The organism is Deltaproteobacteria bacterium (genome assembly GCA_029860075.1).
In the GTDB taxonomy this organism is placed as follows: domain Bacteria; phylum Desulfobacterota; class JADFVX01; order JADFVX01; family JADFVX01; genus JAOUBX01.
Map to the genome: position 1 here is coordinate 1 of JAOUBX010000106.1, position 13,624 is coordinate 13,624.

At 41.7% G+C, this 13,624-nt stretch carries 11 protein-coding genes; 1 reads left to right on the forward strand and 10 read right to left on the reverse strand.

From position 1 onward, the window contains the following. Window positions 1-207 precede the first annotated feature (207 nt). The 10 genes from OEV42_19840 to OEV42_19885 form a co-directional block, all read right to left on the reverse strand. Window positions 208-1,299 carry a hypothetical protein gene (locus tag OEV42_19840; protein MDH3976522.1) on the reverse strand — a complete coding sequence of 364 codons (1,092 nt, stop codon included), beginning with the start codon at window positions 1,297-1,299 and terminating at the stop codon, window positions 208-210. Window positions 1,300-1,502: 203 nt separating this feature from the next. Next, window positions 1,503-2,969, reverse strand: a complete 1,467-nt coding sequence (locus tag OEV42_19845) for a putative DNA binding domain-containing protein (protein ID MDH3976523.1) — start codon at window positions 2,967-2,969, stop codon at window positions 1,503-1,505. 23 nt (window positions 2,970-2,992) lie between these two features. Further along, the gene (locus OEV42_19850; GenBank protein ID MDH3976524.1) at window positions 2,993-4,390 is read right to left on the reverse strand and encodes a restriction endonuclease subunit S; all 1,398 of its coding nucleotides are present in this window, start codon (window positions 4,388-4,390) and stop codon (window positions 2,993-2,995) included. 1 nt (window position 4,391) lies between these two features. Continuing rightward, window positions 4,392-6,521 carry an N-6 DNA methylase gene (locus tag OEV42_19855; GenBank protein ID MDH3976525.1) on the reverse strand — a complete coding sequence of 710 codons (2,130 nt, stop codon included), beginning with the start codon at window positions 6,519-6,521 and terminating at the stop codon, window positions 4,392-4,394. Window positions 6,522-7,112: 591 nt separating this feature from the next. Next, window positions 7,113-7,766: a DUF3800 domain-containing protein gene (locus tag OEV42_19860; GenBank protein ID MDH3976526.1), complete on the reverse strand. Its 654-nt coding sequence runs from the start codon at window positions 7,764-7,766 to the stop codon at window positions 7,113-7,115. Window positions 7,767-8,310: 544 nt separating this feature from the next. Continuing rightward, window positions 8,311-8,559: a YfhL family 4Fe-4S dicluster ferredoxin gene (locus OEV42_19865; GenBank protein ID MDH3976527.1), complete on the reverse strand. Its 249-nt coding sequence runs from the start codon at window positions 8,557-8,559 to the stop codon at window positions 8,311-8,313. A gap of 248 nt (window positions 8,560-8,807) precedes the next feature. Next, window positions 8,808-9,959: a cyclic nucleotide-binding domain-containing protein gene (locus tag OEV42_19870; GenBank protein MDH3976528.1), complete on the reverse strand. Its 1,152-nt coding sequence runs from the start codon at window positions 9,957-9,959 to the stop codon at window positions 8,808-8,810. Window positions 9,960-10,177: 218 nt separating this feature from the next. Beyond that, window positions 10,178-10,822 carry a protocatechuate 3,4-dioxygenase gene (locus OEV42_19875; GenBank protein MDH3976529.1) on the reverse strand — a complete coding sequence of 215 codons (645 nt, stop codon included), beginning with the start codon at window positions 10,820-10,822 and terminating at the stop codon, window positions 10,178-10,180. A 642-nt stretch (window positions 10,823-11,464) separates the two neighbouring features. Then, complete coding sequence (locus tag OEV42_19880) at window positions 11,465-12,358, reverse strand: putative porin (protein MDH3976530.1); 894 nt, start codon at window positions 12,356-12,358, stop codon at window positions 11,465-11,467. Window positions 12,359-12,876: 518 nt separating this feature from the next. Then, the gene (locus OEV42_19885; protein MDH3976531.1) at window positions 12,877-13,044 is read right to left on the reverse strand and encodes a hypothetical protein; all 168 of its coding nucleotides are present in this window, start codon (window positions 13,042-13,044) and stop codon (window positions 12,877-12,879) included. An 88-nt stretch (window positions 13,045-13,132) separates the two neighbouring features. Between OEV42_19885 and OEV42_19890 the strand changes: the two genes are divergently transcribed. Further along, window positions 13,133-13,528: a hypothetical protein gene (locus OEV42_19890; GenBank protein MDH3976532.1), complete on the forward strand. Its 396-nt coding sequence runs from the start codon at window positions 13,133-13,135 to the stop codon at window positions 13,526-13,528. Window positions 13,529-13,624 lie beyond the last annotated feature (96 nt).

Here is a 13,624-nt window from a genome sequence, read left to right on the forward strand (position 1 = left end):
GCGAAACTTACAGCACACGATTACTCGAATACTGCTTCACGGTACTACCGGGACGAATGAGCAATTCCCCGGACAGGACTTTAACCTGCTAGATATGTTGCCGATAACGGCGTACGGTCCGACCCCAGCGCGGGGCTCCAGCGCGGGGCACTCACGGTCCGACCCCAGCACGTCAGCTATGTTAAAGAAGCGACCCCTACCCCTTTATTAAAAACTCTCCGGCACAAGGCCGAGTTGATTTATCGATTCATTTGCAGCTTCAAGATGTCCAGCCGTGTTAAGTACTTCTTCATAATCCCAAAATTTAAGTTTTTTATTTAATCCCTCAATGGTAGCTGTACGCTTTTTGATTTTTTCTATCTGTGCAGCATCCGAAACAGCTACGACACCTTGCACAGCAGAATTATTCAAGGCTTGCTGAAGATTAACGATTAGACTATCGATGTTGCCTTTTGTCTGTACCTCAAAAACATATATTACCTTTCCCATATTGCCAATGGTTGCTTCCCAAACTGTATCGACAATCGAACCATGAGCAACTTTCTTTTCCGTATCTGCATCAAAACCCAGCCAGCGGCCAATATCCTTCAGTTTCTCTTTTACTTCGTCATGTATAAATTCAGATGCCTTATTATTTTCGATCTCACCAGGTGCAGTTTTGCCCTTTACCTCTTTACTGTGAATCTTACTAAGCTTTTCTTCAACCTGTAATTCATCCCAAATAAAGTAGTCAACTACAAGAAGTGATGGGTCGGTAATTCCAGCTTTTTTCAAGTCTTCAACAAGCAATTTAGCAGATTGGGTAAGTTCTACGTATTTTTCACCCGAAACCTGATAGTCATAGCGGGGAAGGTTTTCAAAGCCAAGGTGGTTAAGTCCGACATAAGCCCTTCTGTTCCAGATCATACATTCATTTGGATGAACATGGCACAGAAGTTCACTCATCATGGCCGGACCCATCCCTTTAATGTTTTTTCGAAATCGGTCCCAACGCGTATCTATTTTTATAGTGCCCCAAAGAAGTTCGGCTAGCTCTTCTTTCAGCCTTTCAAATCCATTGTCCTGAATCAGTTTATCAACAACATATTGCTTGTTGCCCCAGATAAGCATAGCCCAGAGCTTTGCAATATATTCATAAAACTCATCAGCATCCATTTTAAGGATTTTGTCTTTACTTTTTTCCTGATAATATTTAACACGTTCTGAATGTTCTTCCCGTTCCTTTATCTGTTTTTCATCTTCCGTTGATAGACGTTTAATATAATTCTTAATATGCTCTTGCAGTAACTTTTGATTCATTATCTCCCCTTAATCAAACTTTATACAAATAATAGGTGCTATTTATAATACTCACATATTAAACTGAACCGCTGCCTTTATTTATCCCTTTGATTTCAACTAGCTATCAACTAGCTATCAATAATCCAAGCAACGTAAGTATTTGTTTTTATTACATCTGGCTCCTATATTTCTTGTATCAGTCAACTACCCGTCAACTAAATTCAGGTCCAGAAAGGTACATACTTTCTAAGCTTTGGTGGTGCATCTTCGTCATGAAGTTTGATTACACCACTTTCAAGAGCATCTCTAATCAGCCGGGAAGCCATTGCTTTATTTTCTGCCTCTATACCAAAGCGGCCACGCAGCGTTGTATTGGTCATAAAATCCCGTTGTACATATTTCAGGCAGGCGTGAAGGTAGCAAGCTCTAATCCTGTCCCACTTATCCATATCTCTTAATTCACGGTGGGCAAAGAGCACTATAAGCGTATGTTCTTCTGTTGTCTCAAAAAGAGGAGCCGGAAGCTGATAAAATTCAGCTTGAAATACTACCTTATCGATACCGCTGCCACGTTCTTCACAGATACCAATACGCCGCATAAAAGAGGCTAATGCTTCATTTCTTGACTTTGGTGGGCTATCAAGGAAGCGATCTGTTTTTACAAGGGGCAGGCCGGGATTGGTAATTTCCATTCGATCATCAAAAATCTCAACCATTGGCGCTGTACCGGTAGCATGAAAATCCTGATGAATAATGGCATTAGCCACAAGCTCACGGATAGAGAGTTCAGGGAACATGGGTACTTCTTTACGCAATGCTTGGCCAATCACTTCATTGCTGGGCAAAAGGTTGGTAATAAAACTAATCAGCCCCTCGAAACCTGAAGCATAGCCTTTTGTACCTTCCTGTTCCCGAATCGTTTCTACCTTGCTTTTTCCTTTGTACAATATAACTCTTACGGCCTTATGTTTCAGTGAGTGAAAATCTCCAAGCTTTTTGGCAAAAAGGATAGCGCCCAGGTTGGTAATGTTCCATTTGCCACTACTAACAGATACAATCATTTCATCTGCTTCCAGGGCGGAGAGGATACCGTCCCGCCCTTCTGGCAAAGGAAGAGAAAGGAGGTCAAAATAAGCGGGGTAATCGAGCAAACGAAAAACCTCGTCAGCACTCACGTTTTCGGCGGCAATCTCTTTTTCAAAGGGTATCCGGTCAAAGACACGCCAAAGCTCACGCTCTTTCTCCGGAAAGTCCTTGAGCTTCTTTTTGTATGTACCAACCCGTATATACTCTATATTTTTGAATTGAACGGGATGTCGAAATGCAGCACCAATTTCAAGTAAAACAATAGAATGATCATCTACCTGAAGCTCATAGAATCGGAAGTTGATTTTTGGTGACAGAAGCCGAAGCAGCCAGCTTTCTAGCTCTTCCTGGCCAACTTTTGAAGTTGAAGGTTTGAACGTGGTACCAACAGTTTCATGAGACTTGTTGTCTACACCCCAGATCATATAGGCATTAACCTTGCCTAACAGGGCTGCAGAATTAGCCAATGCAGAAAGATATTCCCCTATCTCCTCAGGGTTGTCATTGTTTAACTTTAATTCAAGCCATTCTGTTTCTGACGGGAGCTTGCATAGTTCATGGAATAGGCTTAATAAAAATTCAGCAGAGCGGTCAACAGTCATTGTTTAAGTACCTCTCTCATAAATCAATCCCCAATTACCCCAACTTCTTCTTCCAGCCATTTCATTGCTCTATCTTCATCCTGTTCTATGGCTATTTCAACAGCACGCTTGGCACATTCCAAAAGGTGCTTTGATTGTTTGCGTAATCTATGTGACTCATTCACCTTGCCAAGAAGTGTATTTTGGGCTTCTTTAGAGATAAATGGAATGACAAACTTATCTATATCTCTCGGGTAAAGTTCTGGTTGAGCACTGCCTGCACTCAATTGTTCTGTTTGCAGCCGACCCACTAATGAGTTAATTACGAATGCAACATATTCAGGGTTTTCCCCTCTTATTCGGAGTATATTTACATGGTTGCTGGCTAATGCAGGTTTATCCAATGGGTAATAGGCAGTTCGTCCAATATTTGCGCCAGTGGTATAGGTCAAAATATCTCCCTTTTTAATACGCGCTTTCTTTTGGCTGTCCCAGTTTGAATGGTCTGTTTTTTCAAAGTTCTCAAAATCAAGACCATCTTCAAGAATGCGTTTACTTGTTATAACGTCAAGAGAGCCCTCACAGGTATACTTGGGTTGTAATCCCCGCGTATTATACGTTTGTATTTCAGAGACCAGCTTTATATATTCACTATTATTTTCTATCGCTTGCAGCAATTCATCATATTTCGGCTGAAAATGCTCTGCATCAATACGTTCTGATTGCTCAACATCGGAATAATTTTTAACAAAACTTAGCTGGTGTTTTGGTCGCCAGTCTGAAACGCCAAGTTCTGAAAGGAGGAGGTTTTGGGCATCTTCATAAAGGTTATTACTTTTTTGTTTTAGTAACTCTATCTTTTCAAGTAACCCACCTATTGATCCTTCTATTTCAAATCTAGGAATAGGTAGAGATTTCAGATAACTTGTAGTTAAAGTTGACTGACCAGTTCCTCCCGTTTCCCCTCTATCAATTAGTTTTTTCCCATATTTGCATAAAATAAAAATATTAAGATATGCTGGATTAATTTTGTCTGGTCTAACGATACCTATATCTCTGCTAAATATGGCCTTCCTTTTATCAGTTACATAACCAATTTTTCCGATTGAGCCTTTACCTTTGAGAGTAATGAGGGTATCACCTTCTTTAATCTGATAACGTGATATGCGCTTATATTCATCTTCACTCAAATAATCAGAGTTGGTATAAGAAACATCTCCTTTGTTTATGTTTCTTCCTGTTAAACATGGTATTCCTGTTTTTGAAAAAATGGGATTAGGGCCTTGCGTTATCCAACTGGTAACGTTTTCAAGATAGTCAAATTTGTTACTTTCAACTAGATTGACTATTTCTACGTATTCTTTCCTAAAGTACTCTGAATCCAAACGAAATGAATGATTATCATTCCTAATTTCACTCACTTTTAAAACTGAATATTCCATCCTAGATATTATCCCAGAAAGACAGTTTTTCAGCCTTGGCAAATTTAGCAAACGCCTCCGCTATTCCATCAGGCAACTCTCCATCATGATTATGCAGATCATGGTCAACAATGAGATGGCCGTTTCTATCGAGCTTGTATTGATTTTTACCGTTTTTGACAAAAACATAATCACCGGAATTGTCTTTGCCTCCCTTTTCACTGACGGCAAAAAAGATAGGGTAGTCATCTACTTTCGGACAGAGTTTATCATCCCATTTTTGAACGAATAATACGCTTGTTTTGGTACCTGTGTGAGGTTTAAAGGTGTTGCCATGAAGACCGACAACGGCAAGGATACGGCCATGTTCGGCAATGAATTCACGGATATGTTTATCAGAGGTATTGTTAAAGCGTCCCTGTGGCAAGACGATCGCCATGCGGCCACCGGGTTTGAGGAAATTAAGGTTGCGCTCTATAAAGAGGATGTCCCGGCCGACTTTGGTTTGTGCTTTTCCTTTTGCATTAAAACCGAGGTGATATTGATGAAGAATTCGGCTTTCCTTGATATCTCCGGCAAAGGGAGGGTTTGCCATAAGCAGATCAAAGGCAAAGGCTTTATTGTCACCTTTTCTTAGGGCCAGTTTTTCCAGACGTTCAAAACCTTTTCCATAGGTTTTAATCCATTTTTTATCGGCCTTAACGTTTTTATCTTCATCGCCTACCTTGTCAATCCATCGCTCATAATCGAGCGTATTAAGGTGCAATACATTTGTTTCCCCATCGCCTGCAATAAGGTTTAATGTCCGGGCAACACGGACTGTCTTTTCATCAAAATCAATACCGAAGATTTTTAGGACATTCTCCTTGTCTGACGCCGGTATTTCCTCATTTGTAAAAAGGTGGCCCGTAATTTTGAATATGGTATGTACAGGAAAACCGCAACTACCTGAGGCAGTATCAATCATATGCTCACCCCGTTTTGGGTTGAGCATTTGCACACACATATCGATAACATGACGGGGAGTAAAATATTGGCCTTTTTCGCCTTTGGCTGATTTATTGACAAGGTATTCAAAGGCTTCATCAACAACGAGCAGGTTGGAGTTGAATAGCTTGACATCCTGCAAGCTGGAAACACAGACAGAAAGATGACTGGCTGAGAGTTGAAAGGTGGAGCTATCAGGGAAAACGCCTGTCCACTGTTCTTTTGCCTTGTCAAAAAGGGACTGGATTTTGTTTTGAAGCTCTGTCTCAGTCTGTCCCGTATTCCTGAATTCCATTACCCTGAATCCATCATCGGAAATACCGCTAACTGCCTCTTTTAGCGCATCGTAGTCTTGCCCATCAAGATAGTTTGGAGTATTGTTGTATTCAGAGGCTGGTTGTCGAACAGCAGTTTTAGTTACCTGCCGTAAAAAGTAGTTAATAACTTCCTTATCCTTCTGACTTTGAAATTCATCATAGAGCTTGGTAAAAATGAGCTTAAAGACTTCCTCAAAAACATCTACTCCTGCATTTGCCAGCACCTCATTTTCCATTTCAAGAATAATATCTTTAAGTGATTTTCTCTCATTGGCAATCTTATCCTTGATAATGAGGTCTCTCAGTGTGAAACGCTCACTTAGAATATCCTGTAGTGTTTGTGTTGCACCGGGGATTTCAGTAATATCTTCAAAATAGTTGGGGTCTTTCCGGTGATAATGGGAAATTTGTTCCCCATTCGTCCAAACACCAATGGGCGCTCCAGTAGCGTTACAGTAGGATCTCAGTTGGTTTTTACCATCAGTGAGCTTTGGCTTTTTTAACTCAACAATAATGTAAGGTGTGTCGTGACGATCCTTGTCGAAGATTACAATATCAGCGCTTTTTTTCTCTCTGCCAAAGTTAACGGAATATTCAAAAGCAATTCTTTTTACAGGGTAACCGAACTGGTCTATAAGCCTTGCCGCGTAGAGTTGACGAACAATCTCTTCAGGTTTTAGTTGAATGTCCTTGTTGCGAACAATACATTTAACATAATTAGTCTCCTTGCTCCTTGTCTCTCTTGTAAAGACCTTCTCTCTCAGTGCATCAATCTCTTTTGCTGAAAAGAGGTCAAGGTGATATTTGCTGTCTTTGAGAATTTTTTGAATTATGTCTTCTTGAGGCATAGTTGGTTAATCCTTTAAAATATTTTTGAAGCTAAGTCTATAGTCATTTATAGCACTGGACAACAAAAAAGCCCGGCCCGTCTACACGGTCACCGGGCTTTATCTTTTCAGTCCTCTTTTTCATACCACCACTCCCCAAAGGGTTTTTGCTGCTCAAGTTTTATATCCCATTTGAGGGGATTTTGCAACTGATTAACCACAGAGGGCAGAGAGAAATGGGTAAAAGAGAAGACCTTTTTTAACCACGGACAGAGCCGGAAAAGGGCCGTAAAAAGACTAAAGGCTATTTACCGCAGAGAAAAGATAGATCTTTTTATAGCCGCTACGCTGAAGGGCCAAAACTGTTTACCACGGAAAGAGCCGGAAGAAAGGGAAAGAAAAAGAATGTCTCGCGCAAAGATGTTTATACCCTGTGGGTGCGCCAAGGCACGGAGAGAGAAAAGAAGTTAAAAACTGTTTGACAAATAGAATGGTTAAGATTAACATGAAATTTAGACGGGTAAGTCCTTCTACGTGCCCGGGATGTTCCCTTCCATCGGTTGGCAAGAGTCCCGGGATGATTGGCGTAGCGGGGTCCGTCTTTTTTTTGCCTTATTTCAGATATTCCGTTTCGAAAGCAACTGTATCCTTAAAAACATTGTACCAAAGCATATCTCTCCACTCATATTTCCTATAAAATCCCCAACAAAATAAGTCTACAGCCTGCAGACCAGTATTTTCATGTGATCTTTCATGGTAAATGTTTAATGGAATATTAAGAGGTAGCAATGCTTCTAATTGATTCTCTACGTAATTGTTGAAGTCAGAAATATCCTCTTTATTTTTGCACTTATCGAGAACGAGTGTAACCGCATTGCCTGGATTTGAGAGATCAACTTTTTCCAAAAGAAATCGAGCCAGGAAATTATAGAGTTTCTTTTTTCCCTGAACTGTTCGCAAAGACTTATCTACACGCCTTTTATTTAGAGTCACCGAGTAGAGTTTCCAGCCTTTTACAGGGACATGACGATAAAAATATTCTTTTATGGCAATTGTTGTTTCTGTTGCTTTTAATTCTTTAATGAAACGCTTTCCGGATTTTTTATGATTCAATTTATTTTTCAGAGTTCGTCTGACGGCCTTTCTGAATCCGTCTGATGCATCCTTCCCATTACAAACGAGAAGGGTAATAACGAACTTGTTTGACGTTTTTTTCTTTTTGAAATCAAAACCTAAATCACCTGATTCATCGAGATAAATAATCAATTTTCTTCCTTAATTAGCGAAATTTAAAAGAGAAAACATAACATACAGATGTGCATCAAGAAACAGGTTTTTATGGCTAAACTATCAAGTACAAAAAGGTGTCTATTTCGGATTATTCGATTCCGGAATGCGGATAGAAGGGCAAAAGCTTATTCGCCACGGAGATCACAGAAGACACGGAGGAGAACCAAACAGAGCAGAAGATTCTATGACCGCTACGCGGAAGGGCAAAAGATATCTACCACGGACAAGGCCGGAAAGGGCCGGAAAAAGATTTATTATCCACAAAGGTCACGAAGGAAAACCGGAAAAGAGAAAAAAATATCTCGCGCAGAATAGTTTATACTCACAGAGTACAAGTGCCCTGTGGGTACAGGGATGCAGAGAAAGGATAAATCTTTTTAATGCCGCTGCACCCCAAGAGTACTTTGTCACTACGTTCGGGCGCGTGGAAGGGCAAAAGATATTTATAACGGAAGATATGGAAAAGATTAGAGAGTTTTAAAATCCTGTTAATCCCCTAGTTCCTGTCAAAAGAATGGCGTTAAGCACCGTGAATCTTGTTGTATTTTTCAAGCAGGCTGTCCTTGTCCTCCTCATGATCGGGATCAGGCAGGCAGGCATCGGTGGGACAGACAGCCGCACATTGGGATTCATCAAAGGCCCCTATACACTCTGTGCATAAATCAGGATCGATGATAAAAATGTCCTCACCTTCCGATATGGCCTCATTGGGACATTCCGGTTCACAGGCGGCGCAATTCACACAATCTTCGGTAATCATTAAAGCCATATATTCCCCCTTTAAAGTGCAGTTAGTTTTTATTAGCTTACATAAAAACTTATAGCAGAACTTTATTGACTTATCAAAGAAAGTGCATTTTTTGTGAGAAATAGAAAGGAAAGTTTTTTTAACCACGGAAAAGGCCGGAAGGAAGGACTTTAAAATCTGGATTCCCGATCAGATCGGGAATGACAAGACTTTTAAGAAAAAATCCTGCTTATCCTGTTAATCCCTGTCAGAAAAAAGATTTTTAACTATCAAACCCTGGTAATCGTCGATGCAAGCCGCTCCGAGAGGATGCGGCCCAGGTTGAAGAGGATGGTGTAGGCCGTTTTAGGATCGCTTTTGCTGAGTTCTTTCATCAGGTTCCGGCGGAGGACGAGAAGTTTTCCGTCTGTCAGGGCACGGACGGAGGCTGAGCGTTTTCCGCTTTCACGGAAGAAGGCTACTTCACCGAAGAGGTCTCCTTTTTCCAGTATGGCAAATACCCTTTTAGCGGTAAAAACCTCAAAGGTTCCCTCCAGGATGATGTACATTTCCTTTTCCACATGCCCTTCTCTTGTTACCAGTGTGCCTGTCGGGATATCCATAATGAAACCGTAATCTGACAACTTCTTTAAGGTGCGCTTTGATAATGAATCAACGAAGGAGGCTGCTTTAGGTTTTTCCTGCTCCTGGATAAAGTCATGCTGCAACCTGTCCCAGATTAGCTGGGGATCTGTTTCTACGGGAAGTAATTCGTTATCGAATATCTTTTTGAAGTGAGACAGGTCAAGAGGCTTTCTTTTTCCCGGTCCAAAGTACTTTTTCACCAGCGGTGCAACAGGTGAACCGATTTTGTTGAAATAGCGATGGTCGGAGAGGACCACCACCATGGGGATCTCCATCCCCTCGGGCGCATCGACGAGCCTGCCGCTATAGGGGCGTGCGCCGAATTTTCTGTAGTAACGAACCAGTCCGGGACGACAGTAGAGAAAGGTGAGGTCTACCTTCTTTTTCCCTGCAAGGAGGTGATAGGCCTCCTGCATCATGGAAAGGAGAACGAGACGGCCCCGGATGGTGCGGCTGATCATGACGCGCCCCAGTTCGGCGACGCGCATTTTTTCAATACCGGGAAATAACTCTAGCGAGAAGGTCTTAAAGTCGTAGTCGGGGATAGTGCCCGGCTCCCAGATGCGTATGCGCAGAGTGCCGATAATTTCATCCACTGTGCCTGCATAGAGGTGGACGGCGCCCTCTTTCTCGTCCTCTTCGTCATGAACCATGCGCCGTTTGTGATCTACCCCGCCGATCTGGCGCTTAAGCTCCTCTACATAGATGGTGTAACGAAAACGATAAATAGCCTGGAGTTCCTCCACTGTCCTGGCGACGTAAACCTTCTCTATCCTGGATAACCATTTTACTAGCATTAGGTCCTTATAATTGATAATTGATAATTGATAAAGAGTTTATCACAGAGAGCGGAGAGAAAGGCAATTCAATTTCGGATTGCGGAATGGAGATTGAAAAGCTGAAAACTTTTTTGACCACGGAAAGAGCCGGAAAAGGGCCGGAAAAAAGATTTTAGATCTTAATATTTATTTCCGTGACTTTCCGTAATTTCCTGGTTAAAAAAATTAAAGAGGGATCACCTCACTTTCTCCAAGACCATATTATAGTCGTAAACCTCGGGCTTATCCTTTACTTTTGAGGAAATCATAAGTTTTCTCTCTTCTTTACTCTTTCTTTTCAGCAAGAGGTCTGAATGGTTGAGTTCATGATCGGGGAAATACATTTGCGTAATCAGTTCAATGTAGCCTTTTTTCGAGACCTTGAAATGAATGTGTGGAGGTCTTAACCAGTTTGGAGCAGCCGGATAAAGGCCCGGCATGATAGTCTTAAAGCGGAATGTTCCTTCCTTGCCGCTTGGTACAATGGCCCAGCCTTGAAAGTCAGGATCTATTGGCGCCGGATTTTTATCATGGGGATGGTTGTATTTTCCGGCGGCATTGGCCTGCCACAAGTCAACGGTGGCATCTTCAAGGGGATTGCCCTCCCTGTCTAACACCCGCCCTTCGACGAAAATAATCTTTCCTTTGGCAACACCCTCTTTCCCTTTTATCCTTGTCAAATCAAAATCCTTATCCTTCTGGGCTAACAGAGGATAAAAAGGCCCTTCTGTTTCCGGTGGTGTGGGGCTAAACTTTTGCCTATTCTTTGAAAAAGCCCTGTTTACAAGAAGACCTGATGCGCCAATAATCAATCCGGCTTTTAAAAAACGTCGTCTGTTCATTCTATCTGCTCCTGCCTCCTTTTCCCTTTGCCTTTTAAGATGATCAGGCAGTCAGTTTAGTTTCATCACATTGCACTTGAGGCAGTTAATAAAACCCTTTCGGATTTGGGGATTGAAAGGCAAACGACGATTGAACGCGGATGACGCAGATTTTACGGATAAGGGCGGATTAAGACCTTTTAACCACAAAGGGCACGAAGGAACACTAAGAAAAGCAAAAGATTCTATGGCCGCTACGCGGAAAATCAAAAGCTTTTAACCACGGAGAAAACCGAAAAGGGCCGGAAAAAGATTTATTATCCATAAGGGTCACGTAGAGAAGATTTCAGGGTTTGAAAATCTAATCCCCCTGCCCCTCCTGATAGGGGGGAAAGATCTTAATTAGTGTCCATCCAGAAACTATAATAAATCAAACTATGTTTTCAATTCGGAAAGGAGGGATTTTTTTGCAAGGTCAAGGAAATCAAGGGTTTGCGCGGAGATGTACTACTGTACATCGCACAAGCAAAACCGAAGATTGACGTAGAGATTGCGAAAAAGCACCCTTTCCGGATGAAAACTAATTAATTAGCAGAATAAAGCCCTCTTTCCCCTTCTTTAAAGGGAAAGAGGGCTGCTTAAAATCTGAAAAAAATATAATCCCTAAAAGCGAAGCGTCAGTGAGACATCAAGGCTATCTTCATCGCTTCCACTTCTGTTATCGGCTTCGAACCTTTCAACGTCAACAGTGATATATAAACGGGGAATAAAGAAGTTTGTAAAGTTGGCTGCAAAGGTTTCTCCCTCTTCGCTATTATCATCTCCCCTGTTGTATTCCAAACCGGCGCCTGCTGACATTTTTCTATTAAAGAAATAATCACCTGAGAGGGATAGAACATTATTGGAGCCGTCATCAACTTCATCATCATACATGACATAACTCACGGTGGCCTCTGCATTAAAGGCCCTTCCTGCCCCCAGTTTTTTTACCATTTTCCCATTGACTGATAATGTGTCGTACTCGATTGTTCTTTCAACCAGGATAGGCACGTCCCTATCCTCTTCTTCATGGATATATTCCACACCGACACGGAGGCCGTCTTCTATGAACCAGCCTCCTCCAATGCCAAGAATGGTCCAGGTAACATCACCGCCGGGAGGTGAATCGACATCGATTATCATCCTGCTTACTGATGCTTCGAGAAAGATAGGTGAACCGGTTTGCATAAACTCGGCATCTGCCATGACGCTGGTAATATCTCCATCCATACCTACATCGCTATCAATAGTTCCTATACCGACCCCTGCATAAACACTGCCTACCCGCTCAAGGAAGGCCGCCTCGGCATAAGGGTGATCCGATGTATTTACGTCGGTAAAGTAAAATGTGCCGCCAACACCTATAACCTTGACTTCAATATCATCGTCATCCTCTGAAGCATGGATAAGTGCTTCCCCTTCAAAGCGAAAGCTCTCCTGTGCCTGTGCCGTTGTAAAAAATAAAAACGATGCGGCAAGAAACAGGATGAGAGTCTTTAATTTAATTCCCTTTTTCATGTCGTCCTCCTTTAAACTATAGGTTTTTTAGCAAAGTATAGCGCAAATTCTGAAGATATGCTGAGGATGATGGAATAAATTATAAATTCACAGGGCAGAATAGAAGGCAGCCGGTGCAGAGAAATGGGTAAAAGAGATGAAAACAGTTTCAGGTTACTAGTTGCAGGTTGAAAACCTTTTAACCCTTTTTTCCGCAGATGACGCAGATTTTATGGAGAAAGGTCTTTTTTAAAATCCTGTAAATCCCTGTTAAAAACATTGGTTTCGCGCAGAGAGCGCAGAGATAGGAATGAATTTGAGACAGATTTGTTCTGATTTTTTTATGATTTTCACTGATAATTTGATTTTTTCTGTGCCTCCTTAATTCCCTGTTTTCCTGGTAAAGAAAAGACGGTTGCAGGTTTTATCTATTGCGGAATTCGGATTTGGGATTGCGGATTGTGAAGGGCGGTTGCAGGTTTAAAGCATAAAAATTTAACCACATAGGTCGCAGCGTGGATGAAAGCATGGCTTAGGGCTTATTTACTTCCCTTGCCCTTTTTTATAACGCCTCTTGCCTCCAGGGCTTCCGTAAGTAATTTCCTTACCATCCAGGCAAGAGGCCTGTCGTCATCGTCGGCAAGTTTTTGGATGATACTTTTCATCTCTTCTGTTATTCTTGCAGCAAGCAAGTCGTCTTTTTTCATAATGATAATTGTATATGATTAACTTGACATTACAATGATATCAATGATAACTTTGTTTAACATTTAATTATTAGGGGGGGTGACATCCATGAAAGCAAGAGAAAGAATAGGCAGGTTTTGTGACAAGAAAGTCATGATTATTGAGGAATGCAGGGAACTTAGAGAGATTATCTCATCCATCTGTTCACATTGGGGAGCCAGCACTATTGGCGCCCGAAGTTCGAGGGAACTTGTTTTTAAGGCCCTTACCGAAAAGCCCGACCTTATAATTTTTCATCCCGGCTCTGAAAGAAATAGCACACACTATACCTGTAAATTGCTAAAAAGCCTGAAAGAAACGAGACATATCCCCATCCTTCTCTCAACCGGCGATTGTCAGACCCTTAAGACAAAGGACCTGGACTTGCCCGGTTATGACGATTATATTCTCAAACCCTTCGGGACGGAAGAACTGGTGATGAAGATGGAAAGACTGTTCCGGTGAAAAAGCAGTTCCACCTGATCTGCAATGGGCAATCCTCTTAAATCCTCTATATCCAGTACCAGAAACACTCTCCTGCCTCATATCTTTTTGCCGACT

Coding starts and splice junctions, on each gene's coding strand:
- OEV42_19840 (MDH3976522.1), bottom strand. CDS start 1,299: ATGAATCAAAAGTTACTGCAAGAGCATATTAAGAATTATATTAAACGT.
- OEV42_19845 (MDH3976523.1), bottom strand. CDS start 2,969: ATGACTGTTGACCGCTCTGCTGAATTTTTATTAAGCCTATTCCATGAA.
- OEV42_19850 (MDH3976524.1), bottom strand. CDS start 4,390: ATGGAATATTCAGTTTTAAAAGTGAGTGAAATTAGGAATGATAATCAT.
- OEV42_19855 (MDH3976525.1), bottom strand. CDS start 6,521: ATGCCTCAAGAAGACATAATTCAAAAAATTCTCAAAGACAGCAAATAT.
- OEV42_19865 (MDH3976527.1), bottom strand. CDS start 8,559: ATGGCTTTAATGATTACCGAAGATTGTGTGAATTGCGCCGCCTGTGAA.
- OEV42_19870 (MDH3976528.1), bottom strand. CDS start 9,959: ATGCTAGTAAAATGGTTATCCAGGATAGAGAAGGTTTACGTCGCCAGG.
- OEV42_19875 (MDH3976529.1), bottom strand. CDS start 10,822: ATGAACAGACGACGTTTTTTAAAAGCCGGATTGATTATTGGCGCATCA.
- OEV42_19880 (MDH3976530.1), bottom strand. CDS start 12,358: ATGAAAAAGGGAATTAAATTAAAGACTCTCATCCTGTTTCTTGCCGCA.
- OEV42_19885 (MDH3976531.1), bottom strand. CDS start 13,044: ATGAAAAAAGACGACTTGCTTGCTGCAAGAATAACAGAAGAGATGAAA.
- OEV42_19890 (MDH3976532.1), top strand. CDS start 13,133: ATGAAAGCAAGAGAAAGAATAGGCAGGTTTTGTGACAAGAAAGTCATG.